At 67.4% G+C, this 17,330-nt stretch carries 21 protein-coding genes; 8 read left to right on the top strand and 13 right to left on the bottom strand.

Annotation, left to right across the window (positions count from 1 at the left end; all coding sequences use genetic code 11):
• Positions 1–229 precede the first annotated feature (229 nt).
• The 6 genes from BBX35_RS23625 to BBX35_RS07540 form a co-directional block, all read right to left on the bottom strand.
• Positions 230–712 carry a MaoC family dehydratase gene (locus BBX35_RS23625; protein WP_067217774.1) on the bottom strand — a complete coding sequence of 161 codons (483 nt, stop codon included), beginning with the start codon at positions 710–712 and terminating at the stop codon, positions 230–232.
• The gene (locus BBX35_RS23620; protein ID WP_067217771.1) at positions 709–1,167 is read right to left on the bottom strand and encodes a MaoC family dehydratase; all 459 of its coding nucleotides are present in this window, start codon (positions 1,165–1,167) and stop codon (positions 709–711) included. The genes BBX35_RS23625 and BBX35_RS23620 overlap by 4 nt, the downstream gene beginning before the upstream one ends.
• Before the next feature lie 60 nt (positions 1,168–1,227).
• The gene (locus BBX35_RS07555; RefSeq protein WP_067217769.1) at positions 1,228–1,587 is read right to left on the bottom strand and encodes a hypothetical protein; all 360 of its coding nucleotides are present in this window, start codon (positions 1,585–1,587) and stop codon (positions 1,228–1,230) included.
• A 91-nt stretch (positions 1,588–1,678) separates the two neighbouring features.
• Positions 1,679–2,779: a redox-regulated ATPase YchF gene (ychF, locus tag BBX35_RS07550; protein ID WP_067217766.1), complete on the bottom strand. Its 1,101-nt coding sequence runs from the start codon at positions 2,777–2,779 to the stop codon at positions 1,679–1,681.
• A gap of 6 nt (positions 2,780–2,785) precedes the next feature.
• Entirely contained in the window at positions 2,786–3,508 is a 723-nt protein-coding gene (pth, locus tag BBX35_RS07545; RefSeq protein WP_067217765.1) for an aminoacyl-tRNA hydrolase, read from the bottom strand.
• Between the two features lie 44 nt (positions 3,509–3,552).
• Positions 3,553–4,173 (bottom strand): 50S ribosomal protein L25/general stress protein Ctc, encoded by a 621-nt coding sequence (locus BBX35_RS07540; RefSeq protein ID WP_067217762.1) that lies wholly within the window; start codon positions 4,171–4,173, stop codon positions 3,553–3,555.
• Positions 4,174–4,493: 320 nt separating this feature from the next.
• Here BBX35_RS07540 and BBX35_RS07535 point away from each other — a divergent pair, with 320 nt between their 5' ends.
• The 4 genes from BBX35_RS07535 to BBX35_RS07520 all read left to right on the top strand — a co-directional run bounded on the left by BBX35_RS07535 (position 4,494) and on the right by BBX35_RS07520 (position 7,952).
• Positions 4,494–5,075 (top strand): hypothetical protein, encoded by a 582-nt coding sequence (locus BBX35_RS07535; RefSeq protein WP_088946041.1) that lies wholly within the window; start codon positions 4,494–4,496, stop codon positions 5,073–5,075.
• Between the two features lie 189 nt (positions 5,076–5,264).
• Positions 5,265–6,299: an ABC transporter substrate-binding protein gene (locus BBX35_RS07530; protein WP_067217759.1), complete on the top strand. Its 1,035-nt coding sequence runs from the start codon at positions 5,265–5,267 to the stop codon at positions 6,297–6,299.
• Between the two features lie 41 nt (positions 6,300–6,340).
• On the top strand, positions 6,341–7,114 hold the full coding sequence (locus tag BBX35_RS07525; RefSeq protein WP_067217757.1) for an ABC transporter ATP-binding protein: 774 nt from the start codon (positions 6,341–6,343) through the stop codon (positions 7,112–7,114).
• Positions 7,101–7,952 (top strand): ABC transporter permease, encoded by an 852-nt coding sequence (locus BBX35_RS07520; RefSeq protein ID WP_083206076.1) that lies wholly within the window; start codon positions 7,101–7,103, stop codon positions 7,950–7,952. Before BBX35_RS07525 ends, BBX35_RS07520 begins: the two co-directional genes overlap by 14 nt.
• A gap of 6 nt (positions 7,953–7,958) precedes the next feature.
• Here the strand turns inward: BBX35_RS07520 and BBX35_RS07515 are convergent, their stop codons facing one another.
• The 7 genes from BBX35_RS07515 to lgt all read right to left on the bottom strand — a co-directional run bounded on the left by BBX35_RS07515 (position 7,959) and on the right by lgt (position 14,277).
• Positions 7,959–8,408, bottom strand: coding sequence for a DUF411 domain-containing protein (locus BBX35_RS07515; RefSeq protein WP_341871210.1), 450 nt, complete (start codon positions 8,406–8,408; stop codon positions 7,959–7,961).
• A gap of 124 nt (positions 8,409–8,532) precedes the next feature.
• A complete protein-coding gene (locus tag BBX35_RS07510) occupies positions 8,533–9,465 on the bottom strand; it encodes a ribose-phosphate pyrophosphokinase (RefSeq protein WP_067217754.1) in 933 nt (310 codons plus the stop codon).
• A 244-nt stretch (positions 9,466–9,709) separates the two neighbouring features.
• Entirely contained in the window at positions 9,710–10,228 is a 519-nt protein-coding gene (locus tag BBX35_RS07505; protein WP_067217752.1) for a hypothetical protein, read from the bottom strand.
• A 98-nt stretch (positions 10,229–10,326) separates the two neighbouring features.
• Positions 10,327–11,484, bottom strand: coding sequence for a M24 family metallopeptidase (locus BBX35_RS07500; RefSeq protein ID WP_067217749.1), 1,158 nt, complete (start codon positions 11,482–11,484; stop codon positions 10,327–10,329).
• Positions 11,485–11,487: 3 nt separating this feature from the next.
• The gene (pgeF, locus tag BBX35_RS07495; protein ID WP_067217746.1) at positions 11,488–12,258 is read right to left on the bottom strand and encodes a peptidoglycan editing factor PgeF; all 771 of its coding nucleotides are present in this window, start codon (positions 12,256–12,258) and stop codon (positions 11,488–11,490) included.
• Positions 12,259–12,325: 67 nt separating this feature from the next.
• Positions 12,326–13,435 (bottom strand): class I SAM-dependent methyltransferase, encoded by a 1,110-nt coding sequence (locus tag BBX35_RS07490; RefSeq protein ID WP_341871209.1) that lies wholly within the window; start codon positions 13,433–13,435, stop codon positions 12,326–12,328.
• Positions 13,432–14,277 (bottom strand): prolipoprotein diacylglyceryl transferase, encoded by an 846-nt coding sequence (gene lgt, locus BBX35_RS07485; protein ID WP_067217743.1) that lies wholly within the window; start codon positions 14,275–14,277, stop codon positions 13,432–13,434. Before lgt ends, BBX35_RS07490 begins: the two co-directional genes overlap by 4 nt.
• A gap of 33 nt (positions 14,278–14,310) precedes the next feature.
• Between lgt and BBX35_RS07480 the strand changes: the two genes are divergently transcribed.
• The 4 genes from BBX35_RS07480 to BBX35_RS07465 all read left to right on the top strand — a co-directional run bounded on the left by BBX35_RS07480 (position 14,311) and on the right by BBX35_RS07465 (position 17,247).
• Entirely contained in the window at positions 14,311–14,742 is a 432-nt protein-coding gene (locus BBX35_RS07480; protein WP_341871208.1) for an accessory factor UbiK family protein, read from the top strand.
• A gap of 314 nt (positions 14,743–15,056) precedes the next feature.
• Positions 15,057–15,557 (top strand): type III secretion system chaperone family protein, encoded by a 501-nt coding sequence (locus tag BBX35_RS07475; RefSeq protein ID WP_067217738.1) that lies wholly within the window; start codon positions 15,057–15,059, stop codon positions 15,555–15,557.
• Entirely contained in the window at positions 15,554–16,375 is an 822-nt protein-coding gene (proC, locus tag BBX35_RS07470; protein WP_067217736.1) for a pyrroline-5-carboxylate reductase, read from the top strand. Before BBX35_RS07475 ends, proC begins: the two co-directional genes overlap by 4 nt.
• 170 nt (positions 16,376–16,545) lie before the next feature.
• Positions 16,546–17,247 (top strand): TetR/AcrR family transcriptional regulator, encoded by a 702-nt coding sequence (locus BBX35_RS07465; RefSeq protein ID WP_067217734.1) that lies wholly within the window; start codon positions 16,546–16,548, stop codon positions 17,245–17,247.
• Positions 17,248–17,330: the final 83 nt, after the last annotated feature.

Raw genomic sequence — 17,330 nt, 5'->3', positions numbered from 1 at the left:
CCGACCCGGGATGGAGGCCGACATCATCGCCCGCATGTCACCGGACCGCCGGCACAGGGCATGGAAGGTCTTGCAACCATCAGATGCAATGTGTATCGGCCGGCACCTGTTAAAAAAGAGTTAATGGTGAACAAGACGTTAACGGTGCCACACCTGCCCGGGCCGGTGCCAGGGGTTGTGGCCACGGTAGCCGCCGGGAACGTGATCGCGGTCCGCACTTGCGGCGGGTTCAGCCGTCCGTGTCGTGCGTCTCCGGACGGCGGGCGACCAGCACCTTGCCGGTGAAGGAGAACACCGTCACGCCGTCCTGATTGACGCCTTCGTTGCCGTGGATCGCCAGGCCCCATTGCGGCCTCGTGCGCATCTCGCGCTTCTCCAGCAGGGTCGAGCTGTAGGTGATCGTATCGCCGGCGAAAACCGGGCGGATCCACTTCAGGTCGGTGAAGCCGGGGGAGGGGCCGAGGCGCGAGGGCGTGCCGAGCCTTTCGCATTCGGCCTGGATATGGGCGACCATCAGCTTCATCCACACCGAGCCGGTGTGCCAGCCGGAGGCGCACAGACGCCCGAAATGGGTCTTCGCCGCCTCTTCGTCCGACAGGTGGAAGGGCTGGGGATCGAAGGCGCTCGCGTAGCGCACGATCTCTTCCGGCGTGAAAAGGTAGCTGCCGAGCTCGCGGCGCTCGCCGATGGCCATGTCCTCGAACCAGGTCATTGGGCGGCCTCCCGACGTGCGAACAGGATCTTGTTGCGCTGGGTCATAACGGTGGCGCCGGTCTGGTCGACGACGGTGAACAGGAAGTCGACCATGCCGAGTTCGGGACGCGAATTCAGCACGCGGCTGGAGATCACCTCGGCGCTGGCGGCAAGCACGTCGCCGGGGCGCACCGGGCGCATCCAGCGCACTTCCTCGACGCCGGGCGAGCCCTTGCCGCTGGAGTTCAGCAGCAGGCCGTCGCACATCAGGCGCATCAGCATGGAGATGGTGTGCCAGCCGGATGCGGCCAGACCGCCGAGAAGCGAGGCTTCGCCCGCCGCTTCGTCGAGATGGAACGGCTGGGGATCGAACTCGGCCGCGAAGGCGATGATCTCTTCGCGGGTGACGGTCTTGGAGCCGAGAGCGATGATCTCGCCGGGCTCGAAATCCTCGAAGCTTCTGAACGTGCTCATGATGTCGATCTATACGCAGCCGGAGGCCGCTGTCGAGAGCCTCCGGCCGCGTGCCGACACTCAGTCGTAATAGATCTCGTTGTCGTCGAGATAGACGTTGCTGGCTTCGCAGATGTCGATGTCGATCGGGTCATCGAGCACCTCGCCGCCGTCGGTCCCGAGCCAGCCGACCCGGAAGGTCTGGGCGCAGGAGCCGCTGTCGTCGGTGAACTCGGCGCGGGCCGACTGGTCCGGCGCGATCGGACTGGAAAGCCAGTTGCTCGACCAGCCGCCGCCGTCGTTGGTGTAGAACCCGACGACGGTGTTGTCGTCCGTGTTGTTGTAGATCTGGAAGTAGCCTTCGGCGCCCGTGCCGGCGAATGCGGCGGACGCACAAAGCACGAGCGCCGCCGAAGCGGTCGCGAGCATGCGATGGAACATGCGATTTCCCTCAGGAGACTGCCGCCACGACGGCGGCAGCGCACACTAGACCGGCCGCAGGGAAAGCGCGAGAGCGATCAAAGTCGGATGCTCAGGTGTTGAACTTGAACAGCAGCACGTCGCCGTCCTTGACGACGTATTCCTTGCCTTCGTCGCGCGCCTTGCCTGCTTCCTTGGCCGGAGCCTCGCCGCCGAGCGTGACGTAATCATCGAAGGCGATGGTCTGGGCGCGGATGAAGCCGCGCTCGAAATCGCTGTGGATGACGCCGGCCGCCTGGGGCGCCTTGGTGCCCTTGCGGATCGTCCAGGCGCGGGCTTCCTTCGGACCTGCGGTGAAATAGGTGATCAGGTCGAGCAGGTCGTAGCCGGCGCGGATGAGGCGGTCGAGGCCCGGCTCCTCGAGACCCATGGTCTCCAGGTACTCGGCCTGTTCGGCATCGTCGAGCTGGGCGATCTCGGCCTCGATGGCGGCGGAGATCACGACGCAGGCGGCGCCTTCGGCCTCGGCCATCTCGCGCACGCGCTCGGACTGGGAATTGCCGGTGGCCGAGCAGGCCTCCTCGACGTTGCAGACATAGAGGATCGGCTTCGTCGTCAGCAGGTTGAGGCCGGCGAGGATCTTGCGCTCCTCGGGGGTGGAGACGTCGAGCAGGCGCGCGGGCTTGCCCTCGCGCAGAAGCTCCAGCGCGCCTTCCATGATCGGGATCACCGCCTTGGCGTCCTTGTCGCCGCCGGTCGCCTTCTTCTTCAGCGGCGCCAGGCGACGCTCCAGGCTCTCCAGGTCGGAGATCATCAGCTCGGTCTCGACGGTCTGGGCATCGGCGATGGGGTCGATGCGGCCGTCGACATGGGTGATGTCGTCATCCTCGAAGCAGCGCAGCACATGGGCGATGGCGTCGACCTCGCGGATGTTGGCGAGGAACTGGTTGCCGAGGCCCTCGCCCTTGGACGCGCCGCGCACCAGGCCGGCAATGTCGACGAAGGTGAGGCGCGTGGGGACGATGCTGGCCGACTTGGCGATGCGGGCGATGTCCTTCAGGCGCGGATCCGGCACCGCCACCTCGCCGGTGTTCGGCTCGATGGTGCAGAAGGGATAGTTCGCGGCCTGAGCCGCCGCGGTCTTGGTCAACGCGTTGAACAGCGTGGACTTGCCCACATTCGGCAGGCCGACAATGCCGCACTGGAATCCCATCTCGTCTCAGTCCTTCTTTCCAAACATGCGTGCCAGCTGCTCTGCGAGCGCCCCCTTGGGCGCGCTGTCCTTGCCGCGCCGCGGCAGCGGCGGGTTCGGATTGCGGGAGGTGCCGCCCGATGTCGCGCCCTGCTCCTTGCGGGGCTTTTGCGGCTTTGCAGGGGCCAGCGCCAGATGCAGCCGGTTGCAGAATTCCGAATGATGTCCGCCGACCAGCAGGCCGGCTTCGGCGGCGATCGCGTCGAGCATCGGGTCGAGCCATTCGGCGTCGACCTTGGCGAAATCGCCGAGCACATGCGCGGTGACGCGGTCCTTGTGGCCCGGATGGCCGATGCCGAGGCGCACGCGCGAGTATTCCTTGCCCAGATGGGCGTCGATGGAGCGGATGCCGTTATGGCCGCCGCTGCCGCCCCCGACCTTGGTGCGAACCTTGCCCGGCGGCAGGTCGAGCTCGTCGTAGAGCACGATCACGTCGGCGGGCGCGAGCTTGTAGAAGCGGGCGGCCTCGCCGACCGAGCGGCCGGATTCGTTCATGTAGGTCTGGGGTTTCATCAGCATCACCTTCTCGCCGTCGAGAAGGCCCTCGCTGACTTCCGCCTGGAAGCGGGTTCGCCAAGGGGCGAAGGAGGAATTCCGGCCGTGGATCGCGTCCACGGCCAGAAAACCGATATTGTGGCGATTGCGGGCGTATTTCTCGCCCGGATTGCCGAGACCGACGATGAGACGCATGGGTACTCCCCGTTACTTCCCCTCGCCGGTGCTCAAGCGGGACCTCAGTCCTCGCTCTCTTCCTCGGCAGCCTCGTCCTCATCCGACGCACCGGCGCCGCCGCCCGGGGCAGCGATCGTCGCGAGGGTGAAGTCGCGATCGGTGATGGTCGGGGCGGAACCGGCGGGGATTTCCACGGCCGAAATGTGGATCGAATCGCCGACCTTGGCCTTGGCCAGGTCGATGACGAGCGCATCCGGAATGGCGTCGGCCGGCACGGTCATCTCGACCGTGTGGCGAACCACGTTCAGCACGCCGCCTGCCTTGATGCCCGGGCACTTCTCTTCGTTGATGAAGTGGACCGGCACGTCGACGGTCAGCGTCGCGCCCTTGGACACGCGCAGGAAGTCGACATGGATCAGGTCGTCGCGAACCGGATCGAGCTGGTAGTCCTTGGCGATGACGCGGTGAGCGACGCCGTCGACCTCGATGGTGCCGAGGTGGGTCATGAAGCCGCCGCGGTGCAGGGCGATCGTGGACTCCTTGACCGGAATCGCGATCGGCAGGGCAGCTTTCTTCTCACCGTAGATCACGGCGGGGACGAGGCCTTCACGGCGAAGTGCACGAGCGGCCCCCTTGCCAACCCGGTCCCTCACCGAAGCCTTCAGCACATAGCCTTCAGCCATGGTAGTTCTCCTTGATGTTTCGTGAAAGCGGGCGGCTGCCAGTGCTCTGGCCTCGATGCCGACCCGATTGCGCCGCCTCCAGGGGTGCAGGTGCGCGCCGGTGCTATAGCGGAAGCCGCGGAAAAGGGCAAGCGCGAGGCGGGGTTTGCCCGCTGCCACCGACGTAGCGTGAAGTTTCGATCTTGCATGTCTTCGTCATTAGGGATTTTTATGATTTCAAATGTCCGCACAAGCGGATGGCCTCCGACCGCACAGTGCCGTTCGGCCGGCGGAGGGGGAGCGGGGAGCGCGCAACGTTGCGGAAGATGTTGGTCGGGGGAATGCGCAGACTGGCCGCAGCGGTGATGGCCCTGCTGGTGCTGACGGGCCCGAACGCCGCAGTCGGTCTCAACGTCTTCGAGGCCGAGCTCGGCGAGCTGGCACGAACGCAGCTGCAGGAAATCGCCCGCTCGCCCGTGGTGATCGACGCGGTGCGGGCGCAGAACCTGGTGACATCCTCATATTCCGAAACGATGATCACCTCGCTCGACCGCGAGTGGGCCGAGGAGACCGACGGCGACTATGGCCGCCCGTTGATCGATGCCACCTTGGCGCGCGAGGTCTCGCGCTACCTGTCGACGATCCAGGAGGGCAGCGAGGGCCTGTTCACCGAAATCATCCTGATGGATGCTCGTGGGCTCAATGTCGGCATCAGCCGGGTGACCTCGGATTACTGGCAGGGCGACGAGGACAAGTGGAAGATGACCTTCCTCGTCGGCCCTGAAAGCCTGCATATCGGCCCGCTGGAAGAGGACCTTTCCACCCGAACGGTGCAAAGCCAGGTGAGCCTGCCGGTGGTCGATCCCGATACCGGCAAGGTCATCGGCGCCCTGACCTTCGGCGTCGATGTGGAAGAGCTGTAAAGCCGCGCCCGCCGGCCGGGAAACCGCCCTGCACAGATTGACAAGGCAGACCTGCTGCGCTCACCTGCCTCCCCGGTTCGTTGCCGCCTGCCTCACTGCCGGCGGGGATGCACCGACATATCAGCAAGATGTCCGCATGACGGACTGAACAGGACCGGAGCGGACTTCCGGCCATATGGGGAGGGTGCCATGAAGGCTTTGACCAAACGCGGATTCGTGAAACTGGCGGCAGCGGCAGGCATCGCCGCCGGCGTGAGCATCGCTCCGCTCGGCACGGCATTCGCCGCCGACAAGATCACCGTCGGGGCCCTGCGCTTCACCTCGCATGCACCGAGCTTCATCGCCTTCGAGCGCGGCTATTTCGCCGACGAGGGGCTGGAGGTGAACTTCGAGTTCTTCCAGGCGGCGCAGCCGATGGCGGTGGCCATCGCCTCCGGCGACGTCGATTTCGGCATCACGGCGATTTCCGGCGGCCTGATCAACCTGGCCGAGAAGGGCGCGATCAAGGTGGTCGGCGGCGGTCTGCAGGAAGAGCCGGGCGTCGACGGCCAGATGATCCTGGTGTCCAAGGCCGCCTATGACGCCGGCCTGACCTCGCCTGCACAGCTGAAGGGCAAGAGCTTCGGCATCACCCAGACCGGCTCGTCGTTCCATTACATCGCCCACAAGATCGCCGACAAGGAAGGCTTCGACCGGTCGGAGATCACCCTGCGTCCGCTGCAGAAGGTCGGCGCGGTCATCGGCGCGCTGAAGACCGGACAGATCGACGCCTGGGCCATCGTTCCGCACATCGCCAAGCCGCTGGCCGCCGGCCCGGAGATCGAGTCGATCGGCATGGTCGCCGACTACATCCCGGACTATCAGGTGACGACGGTCTTCACCTCGACCGCGATGACCAAGGACAAGCCGGACCTCGTGAAGCGCTTCCTTGCGGCCTTCTCCAAGGGCGCGGCCGACTTCAACGCGGCGCTGATCGACAAGACGGCCAGCGAGGAGGAAGCCGAGGCGCTGGTGCAGCTGCTGCACAAGTATGTCTACAACGACCAGCCCTACGAGAAGGCGGCGCCCTCCATCCGCAACGGTGCGATGCGCATCAACGAGGGCGCCAAGCTCAACATGACCTCGATTGCCGACCAGCTCGACTGGTTCAAGTCGGAGAAGCTGGTTCCCGAGATGGTGACGATGGACCTGCTGGTCGATCCGAGCTTCGTCGAGACGAACTGAGCCGGTACGAGCAGGCAAAGAGCGGGCAAGGAACGCAGCCGATGGATCTCCTGCTGCGCGGGATCACGCATCGCTATGGCGCGACCGAGGTGCTGAGCGGGATCGACCTCTCGATAGCCGAGGGCGAGATCGTGTGCATCATCGGTCCGTCGGGCTGCGGCAAGTCCACCTTGCTGCGTTTCATCGGCGGGCTGGAACGGCCGGACGAGGGCGAGGTGCTGCTCGCAGGCCCGGTGCCTGCCGGCTCGCTCAACCCGCTGACCTATGTCTTCCAGGACTTCGCGCTGCTGCCCTGGCGCAGCGTCGAGGCAAACGTCTCGCTGGTCCTGGAAGACCATCCGCTGTCCGCGGCGGAGCGCGAGGAGATCGTCGCCGACGTGCTGGAGCGCACGGGGCTGTCCGATTTCCGCAAGGCGCTGCCGCGGCAGCTCTCCGGCGGCATGAAGCAGCGCGTCGCCATCGCCCGGGCGCTCAGCGTGCGCCCGGCGGTGATGCTGATGGACGAACCGCTGTCGGCGCTGGACAGCCAGACCCGCGAACTCCTGATGGACGACCTAGTCGCCCTGTGGCAGCGCGAGCGCTTCACAGCCTGCTACGTCACCCACAACCTGGCCGAGGCCGTCCGGCTCGGTCACCGGATCGTCGTGCTGTCGCGCCGGCCGGGGCGGATCCGGACCATCGTGGAGATCGACCGCGATCTCGGCGAGCGTGAGGCGGGCGACCCGAAGCTCGACGCAGTGCAGCGCGAGCTGTGGCAGCTCCTGCGCGACGAGGCGCGCGCCGCCGACAGGGAGATCGCCCATGACGTCGCTTGACCAGACGGCGCCCGGCACCCCGGCGACCGGCGACGGCGAGGCGCCGCGCGAAGGCCTGCGCCCCGTTCCCTATCGCGGGGGCGGGTTCCGTCCCGCACCGATCCGGCTGGTCGGCCCGATCGTCTTCCTGGCGATCATCGCGCTGTGGGAGGCCGGCTCGCGCAGCGGCGTCATCAGCAACCTGGTGCTGCCGGCTCCGAGCCAGGCTTTCGAGGCCTTCAGCTATCTGGTCGAATCGGGGCAGCTCTGGCGGCACCTGTCGGCCTCGCTGCAGCGGCTCGTGATCGGCTGGACGCTGGGCACCGCGCTCGGCATCGCCGTCGGGCTTGCCATCGGGCTGTTCTCGCTGGCGCGCGCGGGCCTGCTGCCGCTGGTCTCGGCGCTGTTCCCGATCCCCAAGATCGCGCTGCTGCCGCTGTTCGTGATCTGGTTCGGCATCGGCGAAGGCTCGAAGGTCGCGACGATCCTGTTCGGTTCGTTCTTCCCGACCGTCATTGCCACCTATGGCGGCGTCGACAATGTCGACCGCACCCTGGTGCGCATGGGCCAGTCCTTCGGCCTGTCCTGGTGGTCCATCGTGCGCAAGATCATCCTGCCGGGCGCCATGCCGGCGATCCTGTCGGGTTGCAGGATCTCCGCCTCGATCGGCATCATCCTGCTGGTGGCGGCCGAGATGATCGGCGCCGAATACGGTGTCGGCGCCTACATCCTGATGGCCGGCAGCCTGTTCGCCACCGACCAGCTGCTGGCGGGCGTCGCGATCCTGTCGGTGCTCGGCCTGATCGTCAGCTGGCTGATCGGCCGGCTCGAGCGCTGGCTGCTGGCCTGGCGCGGCTGAGGCGGCTCAGCGCGCCCCGATTTCCTCGAAGATGCCGGTGCTGCCGTTGCTGTTCACATAGTGGACGTCGTAACGGGCCGCCGGATCCTCGCCCATGCCGAGAGAGCCCGAGGGCATGCCCGGCACTGCCAGCCCGGCGACGGCGGGGCGCTCCGACAGCAGGCGCTGGACGGAGGACAGCGGCACGTGGCCTTCCAGGAAATAGCCGTCGATCATCGCGGTATGGCAGCCTTCCATGCCGGCCGGCACGCCGGCCTTTGCCTTGATCGGGGCAAGGTCCTCGCGATTCTCGGTCCGCACGGTGTAGCCCGCGGCCCGCATCGCCTCGCTCCAGGCCTCGCAGCAGCCGCACCACGGCGATTTCCACACGGTCATGTCCGTGCTGCCGGCGAGGACCGGCTGGGCCGCCATCAGCGAGCCGAGAACGAGAAGGGTGCTTGCAAGACGCGCTTTCACGGGAAGTCTCCTGACCTTGCTTTCGGATGACGGCGAGTGTCGGACTTCCAGCAGGGGGAAGGTCAAACGAAAATGCCCGGAGCAGGGCTCCGGGCATTCGAAAGGTCGCAGGTGGCGCTTGCGGTCAGCCGAAGAGGCTGGACACCGACTGCTCGAGCGCGGTGCGCGAGATCGCCTCGCCCATCAACGGGGCGATAGAGATGGTGCGGATGTTCGGCGCGGCGAGGACTGCTGCGGTCGGCTCGATGGAATTGGTGATGACCAGTTCCTTGAGCTTGGACGAGGAGACGCGGGCAACCGCGCCACCGGACAGGACGCCGTGGGTGATGTAGGCGGTGACAGACTTTGCACCCTCGGCCAGCAGCGCCTCGGCGGCGTTGCACAGGGTGCCGCCGGAATCGACGATGTCGTCGACCAGGATGCAGTCGCGGCCCGACGGATCGCCGATGATGTTCATGACTTCCGACTCGCCAGGCTTATCGCGGCGCTTGTCTACGATGGCCAGCGGCGCGTCGATGCGCTTGGCGAGCGCGCGGGCACGCACCACGCCGCCGACATCCGGGGAGACGACCATGACGTTGTCCGTCGAATAGCGCTCCTTGATGTCGCGGGTCATCACCGGCGCGGCAAACAGGTTGTCGGTCGGGATGTCGAAGAAGCCCTGGATCTGGCCGGCATGCAGGTCCAGCGTCAGAACACGATGGGCACCGGCATGGGTGATCAGGTTGGCGACCAGCTTGGCCGAGATCGGCGTACGGCCGGACGCACGGCGATCCTGGCGGGCGTAGCCGAAATACGGCACGACGGCAGTGATGCGCTTGGCGGAGGAGCGGCGCAGAGCGTCGATGACGATCAGCAGCTCCATCAGGTGGTCATTGGCGGGAAAGCTGGTCGACTGCAGGACGAAGACGTCCTCGCCGCGCACGTTTTCCTGCAATTCGACGAAAATCTCCTGGTCGGCGAAACGGCGCACCTGACACTTTGCCAGGGGCGCCCCGAGATAGGACGAGATTTCCTCTGCAAGCGCGCGATTGGAATTGCCCGCGACGATCTTCATGGCCCGCAAGTCCTTTCTTGGGTCCGCCGCCGCACGGGGAACGCAGCGTCGGCACGACAGGGTCACACGGTGGTCTGTCTGGTCTTCTTTCGTGGCCTAGGTCGAAGCGTGGCAGGCCAGACCGGAGTACGGCATTGGCGAGCCTTCCTCCTACAGGCGGCGGCGTTTTAACAACGCCTCCCGCCTTGCACAACCGGCCAGTGCGCCTGTTGGCGATTTTTCCTTGATTTGGCGTTCGGCGCGCTCAGCGGCGCAGCCAGGCGGCCAGCTCGGCGACCGAGCGGCGGGCAGCCCGGTTCAGCGCGTCGTCGTCGATGCCCGACCAAGGATCGCCCGAGGAGCCGGGGGCCGATTCCTGACCCAGGATGCGATGCAGCCTGTTTCCGCCGGCATCGACGATGTCGAAGACGTAGAACAGCGTGGTCTGGGACTGGTCGCCGGAGGCGGAAAGGTAGCCGTTGATGCGGTAGGTCGCGGGCGCGCCGACCCGGCGGACGAGGCGGAGGTTCTGGTTGCGCGACTCGGCGCCGATCTGGCGCGACAGGGCATCGGCGATGTTGCCGGGGGCGCCGGTGAAGGGCTCGAAGGCGAAGGTCGCCTGATCCGCCGGCACGCTGGGCACCGGAACGGCGGCCGGCTGCGAGCGCGAGTTGGAAACATAGGCGGGCGGGGCGGGGTTGCCGGCACAGGCCGCCAGCAGGAGCGCGAGCGCCGGAACAGCGGCACGCAGAACGGTTTTTCTGGTGGAATGGAACGCGTTCATCTGGCCTTGCTGGTCCCCGTGTCCGTCGTCGGTCCTGGTCCGGCTGCACGGAGGACGCGCCTTCTGGCGTCCGCGGCACCGGTTTCAGGTTTCTTCGTTTATCCCGCCTTGACCGGCAGGTCGAGGGGGAGCTTGGAAAGACACTCCGCGCGTCCCTCGTGCGTGAGGTAGGTCTGGCCGAGCGACATGGCCGCGCCGCTGTCCGAATCCATCAGGATCATGTGCGTGAAGATGACCATGCCGGGCACGATGCGGGCTGGATTGCCGCGATAGGCCATCGGCCAGTCCATCCAGCTCGGCGCGAACCGTGCGCCCAGCGAATAGCCGCAGGCATTCAGCCGGTGGGCGCCTTCCCCGTGCGCGTCGATCTCGCGGGCATGGGCCTCGAAGACCTCGCCGAAGGTGCGGCCCGGGACGAGCTGCTCCTCGACCGCGGCGAGCGCGGCGCGGGCTGCCTCGTACAAGGCGACGTGCCGGCCGGTCGGCTCGCCGACGATGACCGTGCGCATGGCGGCGACATGGTAGCGGCGGAAGGCGCCGGCCCATTCCAGCGTCAGCTGGTCGTTGCGGTCCAGAACCCGGCGGCCGCTCTGGTAGCGGCACAGCAGGGCCTCCGGCCCGGAGCCGATGATGAACTCGTTGCCCGGATAGTCGCCGTCGCCGGCAAAGACCGCGCCCTGCATGGCGGCAAGGATCTCGCCCTCGCGCGCACCGGCTCCGATCAGAGGCAGGGCGGCCTCGTAGGCAGCGTCGGTCAGGCTGGCCGCGCGGCGGACATAGGCGATCTCGGCCGGCGACTTCACTGCGCGCAGGTGCTGGACGGTCATCGAGGCGTCTTCGAGGCGCGCGAAGTCGGACATCAGCGTCGCGATATCGATGGCGATGCGGCCGGTCATGCCGTGCGTGTCGTATTCGACGCCGATGCGCGCGCCGCCAAGACCGAGCTCTGCAAGCAGGTCGCGCAGCTGCAGCACCGGAGAGGCGCCGTCGCGGTCCTCCCACACGCGGATATCCTCGAGAATCGAGGTGATCTGCGCCTGCCGAAGGTCGGCCGAACGGGTGAGCAGGACGATGGCCCCGTCGCGGGTGACCACCATCGACTGGAAGAAGCAGAAGCCGAACGTATCGTAGCCGGTCAGCCAGAACATGCTCTCCTGTGCGAAGAGCAGCATGGCGTCATGGCCGGTGTCCGCCATGCGGGCACGAAGGGCGTCGAGCCGGGAGGCATATTCCTCCCGCGTGAAGGCGAGCGACATGGATCAGCTTCCCGACAGGGCGATGGCGGAGACGAGGCGGCCGTAATCCGGCTCGCCGCGATGGGTGGCGCGGCGGTAGGAGAAGAACAGGTCCTCCTCCGCATAGGTGCAGCGGTCGAGATTGGCAGCGATTGCCACACCTGCCGCCTGCAGCCGCGCCAGGATGTAGGCCGGCAGGTCGAACATCGCGTGGTCGGCGTTTTCCGAGGGAGAGAAGAAGCGCTGGTTTGCCGTGTCCGCCTCGAGAAAGCGGGCGACGAATTCCTCGCCGACTTCGTAACTCTCCTTCGAGATCGTCGGGCCGAGTACGGCGACGACCCGCTCGTTGCGCGCGCCGAGCTGCTGCATGGCGGCAAGCGTCGCCTCGAGGACGCCGGTGAAGGCGCCGCGCCAGCCGGCATGGGCGGCGCCGATGACGCGGGCCTGCGGATCGGCGAAGAGCACCGGACCGCAATCGGCGGTGGAAATGCCGAGGGCGATGCCGGGCCGGTCGGTCACCAGCGCATCGCCGCGCGGCTGCGCTCCCGCTTCCCAGGGGGCGTCGACGACGATGGCATCCGGCGAATGGTGCTGGTAGGGCGACAGCAGCGCGCCCGGAGCAACGCCCATCAGGCTGGCGACCCGGGTGCGGTTTTCAAGCACGGCGGCGCGCTCGTCCTGCGAGCCGAGGCCGATGTTGAGCGAGGTGTAGATGCCGCCAGAGACGCCGCCCTGCCGGGTGAAGAAGCCGTGCGAGACACCGGGAAGGCCGGCAAGGTCCGGGGAGGTGATCATGGGGCCTGTCAGCCTGTTTCGTGGCGGGAAGGAGTTGCCGGGATGGTGGTTTGAAGCGGGGCCGCTGTCAAACGCCATCGAAAAGCGGCAGCACGGCATCGTCCGCCGCCACGGCCAGCACCTTGAAGAGATCGCCCATCTCCTGGGGCGCCGCCAGCCGCTCGACCTCGCCGCGGATGCGCTCCTGATCCTCCTGCGGGCGGCCGGCACCGACCTGGCCGGCGCGCTCCAGCAGGCCGAGGCGGAGCAGGAAGTCGCCCTGCGTCAGCAGCGGGCGCGGGCGCAGTCCGCCGGTGCGGGCCGCGCGGGCCAGCGCCTCGAAGTTCACATGGGCGGTGAGATCGGCAAGGCCCGGCTCTGCGAGGACCGGAACATGGCGGTGGGCGCGCAGGGCCTGCAGCGTCTCGCCGGTCGCCGTGCGGGCATAGCCGTAGTCGATGGCGAGCAGGGCGCCGCCCTGCCGGGCGATGCGGCCGGCAAGCTCCTCCATCAGCGCATTGGCGAGCGGCTGGGTCTCCAGGATTGCGCCCTCGGCTGCGCCGGCAAGATCGGCGGGCAGGGAGCCGGGGTCGAGGCTGCCGGTGCCGGCGACGAACTGGAGGGAGCCGGCCGCATCCAGCCCGACGGCCCGCTCGCGCCAGCCTTGCGGGGTCCTGACATACTGGCGCACGGGCAGGGCGTCGAAGAACTCGTTGGCGACGACGATCAGCGGCGCGTCCGTCGGCAGGTCGGTGATCCGGTCGTGCCAGTGGGTGTGGTCGCCAGCCTCGCCCAGGGTGGTGCGCTGGATGGCGCGCAGGCGCCGGCTGGTCTCCACCAGATGCAGGGAGGCGGCCTCGCGAAAGGCCGGACGCAGGGCGGCGACACGCAGCATGTCGGCCATCAAGGTGCCGCGACCGGGGCCGAGTTCGACCAGATGAACGCGCTGCGGGCTGCCGAGGGCGGCATGGGTCTGGACGACCCAGGCACCGACCAGCTCGCCGAAGAACTGGCTGACCTCCGGTGCGGTGATGAAGTCGCCATCCGCGCCGAAGGGCTCGGCTTGCATGTAGTAGCCGTGCTCGGGGTCAGTGAGGCACAGGCCCATGAAGTCGAAGACGGACATCGGCCCGCCGGCCTCGATCAGCGCGCGGATGCGCGCGCCGAGCGGTGTCGTTTGCGGCTCGGGCGAGGTCACGCAGCCTGGCCCGGGCTTGTCTCGCCGTCGACGGGCGGCTTGCGCAGTGCCCGCGCGATGGCCCACAGGCCGACGATGATCATCGGCAGCGACAGCAGGATGCCCATGGTGAGCCCCGGCCCGAGATAGCCGATATGGGCGTCCGGCACCCGGAAGAACTCGACGAAGGAGCGCGACAGGCCGTAGCCGAGCGCGAAGGTGCCGGCGACGAGGCCCGGCCGGCGGAAGCCGCCGCGCAGCACCACGATGCGGGCGACGACGAGCAGCAACAGGCCTTCGAGCGCGGCTTCGTAGAGCTGGCTCGGATGGCGGGGATCAGGACCGGCACCCGGGAAGACGAAGGCCCAGGGCACATCGGTCACCCGGCCCCACAGTTCGCCATTGATGAAGTTGGCAAGGCGCCCGAAGAACAGGCCGATGGGCGCGACGGCGCCGGCAAGGTCGAACAGCGTCCAGAGCGGGATGCCGCGCCGCCAGGCGAAGACGACCATGGCGAGAACCACGCCGAGGAAGCCGCCGTGGAACGACATGCCGCCCGTCCAGACCTGCAGGATGTCCATCGGGTTCTGAAGGTAATAGGCCGGGGCATAGAACAGCACGTAGCCGAGCCGCCCGCCCAGGATGGTGCCGATGGTCGCATAGACGACGAAATCGTCCACATCGAGCAGGGACGGGCGCGGCGTCCGACCCCACAGCTCGTCGCGCGAGACGAGGCCGCGCATGTAGCGCCAGCCGAGCAGCAGCCCGGCGATATAGGCAAGCGCGTACCAGCGGATCGCGAAAGGGCCGAGCTCGATCAGCACGGGATCTATGGCGGGGAAGGGCAGGGCAAGGATCGGCATGGGGGCTCCGGCTCGCCGGCGGACCGGCACGACATGCGGCGCGACGTTGCCGCTCCGGGCAGCGTGCGTCAAGGCTGCGGCGATTTCTCCGAGATGGGGTGTTTCGTCGCGCACAAAAGCGCACTACCTAGGAGAAAGTACGACACGGCCCGATGGGCCGGCAGCAGAGAAGGACTGGCCATGACACAGGGACCGAACCGGGTTCTCGACGATTTCGCCAAGCTGATGACGGACATGGCTGGTGTCGCCCAGGGCGCGCGGCGCGAGGTGGAGACCGCTTTCCGGGCCCAGGCCGAGCGGTTTCTCGCCGACATGGACCTGGTCAAGCGCGAAGAACACGATGTCGTGAAGGATATGGCGGCGCGTGCGCTCGACCGGATCGACGAGCTCGAGGCGCGCATCGTCGAGCTGGAAAAGTCCGCGGCGAAGCCGCGCGCGACCAAGGCGAAAGCCGCGGAAGACTGATCCTGCGACGGCGCCGGCGAATCGGCACAGGATGGTCACCCGGCGTCAGCGCCGGGTGAGGGCCGGGGACGTAGCGGAAACTCGCCGTCCACAGCTTCAAATCCGTAAAGGAAAAGTGAACATATCCTTGAAATCGCTTCTCCCTATATACTGAAGCCAGGCGGAGATTCGCGGGACGGCGATGCCGATGGGCTCGAAACGTCAACGCGGCTCGCGGACATTCGCTTGCGGCAGGCCAGCACCCTGCGGACCGACACGGTGGCCACGCGCTTCGGCAGCGCCGCGCATGGCCTGCAAGCCGAGAGGAACCTCCCATGAGCCTCATCGACATCGACTTCGAACGGCCCGCCAACCCCGTCGACACGATCGAGCATATCGCCGCCATCAACGACTGGTCCTTCGAGCGCTCCTGCGACGAAGAGATCACGATTTCCGTTGCCGGCCACTGGTGCGACTACCACGTCTCGTTCTCCTGGATGGAGGACCTGGAGGCGCTGCATCTGGCTTGCGCCTTCGACCTGAAGGTGCCGGACCCGCGCCGCACCGAGGTGGTGCGCCTGCTGGCGCTGGTCAACGAGCAGCTCTGGATGGGGCATTTCGACCTGTGGAACCGCGAAGGCGTGGTGATCTTCCGCCAGTCGCTGCTGCTTGCCGGCGGTGCCGAGGCGACCTCCAAGCAGATCGAGGGGCTGCTTACCAACGCGCTCGAATCCTGCGAGCGGTACTACCAGGCCTTCCAGTTCGTGGTCTGGGCGGGTAAAAGCGCCTCCGAGGCAATCGACACCGCCTTGTTCGAAACCGCGGGGGAAGCATGAGTTTTTCGAAGGAGCGTCCGCTCGTCCTTGTCGGAGCCGGCAAGATGGGGGGCGCCATGCTGTCGGGCTGGCTCGCCGCCGGCACCGATCCGCAAGCTGTTCTCGTCGTCGATCCGAAGCCCTCGACCGAGCTGATGGACATGGTGGCAAAGTCGGGCATCCGTCATGCGGAAGCCGTCACCGAGGGCCTGAAGGCCGGCGTGCTGCTGGTAGCCCTGAAGCCGCAGATCATGGAGAGCGTGCTGCCGAGCCTGGCGCCGGCCGTCGACGAGCGCACGCTGGTGATTTCGGTTGCCGCCGGCACTCCGGTCGCAGCGTTCCGCAAGGCCTTCGGTGATGTCGCCATCGTCCGCGTGATGCCGAACACCCCGTCCCAGGTGGGACGCGGCATGAGCGTCGGCTATGCCAACGACCGGACGGACGGCGAGCAGCGCGCGACGGTCGACAAGTTGCTTGCGGCCATCGGCGCGTCGGACTGGGTCGAGCAGGAAGAGCAGATCGACGCGGTCACCGCCGTCAGCGGCTCCGGACCGGCCTATGTCTTCTACCTGACCGAGGCGCTGGCCGCTGCCGGCGTCAAGGCGGGCCTGCCGGAGGACCTGGCGATGCGCATCGCCCGCCAGACCGTCTGCGGGGCGGGCGAGCTGCTGTATCGCTCCGACCTGCCGGCCGCGGAGCTGCGCCAGAACGTCACCTCGCCGAACGGCACGACGGCGGCTGCGCTCGCCGTGCTGATGGAGCCGGAGAGCGGCATCCAGCCGGTGATGGACAAGGCCGTGGCGGCCGCGCGCAAGCGCTCGCAGGAGCTGGCCGGCTAAGAGAACACGTTGCGGCGCCGACGTCTGCATGACGGACAAGGCGCCGCAGCTGCTTTCTCGCGCAAAGGCTCGAAAAGTCGCGCAGGGTTTCCTACATCTTCATCAGGTGTTCGTGACCGGCCTGTCGCAGCTGCGGCTGAAACGCGGTCACACGTGATCCGGAGATGACCATGGCCACCGCGAAAACCAGGCAGAAGATCGTCGCAAGCTTCCTTTCGCTCCTTGGCGAACAGGGCTGGCACGGCTTCGAGATGGCGGATGTGGCGCGCGACGCGGGCGTCAAGCTGTCGGTGCTGCGTGCCGAATTTCCCGGCAAGACGGCATGTCTGCGAGCATTCCTCTCCGAGATCGACCAGAAGGTCCTCGATTCCATCGATCCTGACATGGAGGGCGAGCCGGCGCGCGAACGGCTGTTCGACGTGCTGATGACGCGGCTGGACACGCTGTCTCCCCACAAGGATGCGATCCGCGCCCTGCGCAAGGCGGTGCAGCGCGATCCGCAGTTGGCGCTGAAGCTCAACCGCGAGGCCGTGACGTCGCAGCGCTGGATGCTGACGGCGGCCGGCATTCCCGCCAATGGTCCGCGCGCGGCGGTGATGTCGCAGGCGCTGGTCGTCGCCTTCGCCCGCGTGGTCGACACGTGGCTTGACGACGAGGATCCGGGCCTAGCCCGCACCATGTCGGCGCTGGCACGCCAGCTGGACGAGGGCGAGGTCTGGATGGGCCGGATCGACCGGGTCAGCAGCTTCCTCAAGCCGTTCCTGTCGAAGGTCCGCGAGCGCGGCGGCACGCGGCAGGACGCGCCGCCGCCCGGCAGCGAAGGGCCGGAAGATGCAGCGTCCCCCTCCGGGGCTTCCCCGAGCGCAGCCTGACGACTAAGGTACCGGGAGCGCCGCCCAGCCACGCCGGCCGAAAGGCCCGCGCGGATCCAACGTTCCCGCCTTCTGTCTTTCAG

The sequence above is a fragment of the Stappia indica genome, from assembly GCF_001696535.1.
Taxonomy (GTDB): domain Bacteria; phylum Pseudomonadota; class Alphaproteobacteria; order Rhizobiales; family Stappiaceae; genus Stappia; species Stappia indica.
This window is presented reverse-complemented; position numbering and strand designations above follow the sequence as displayed.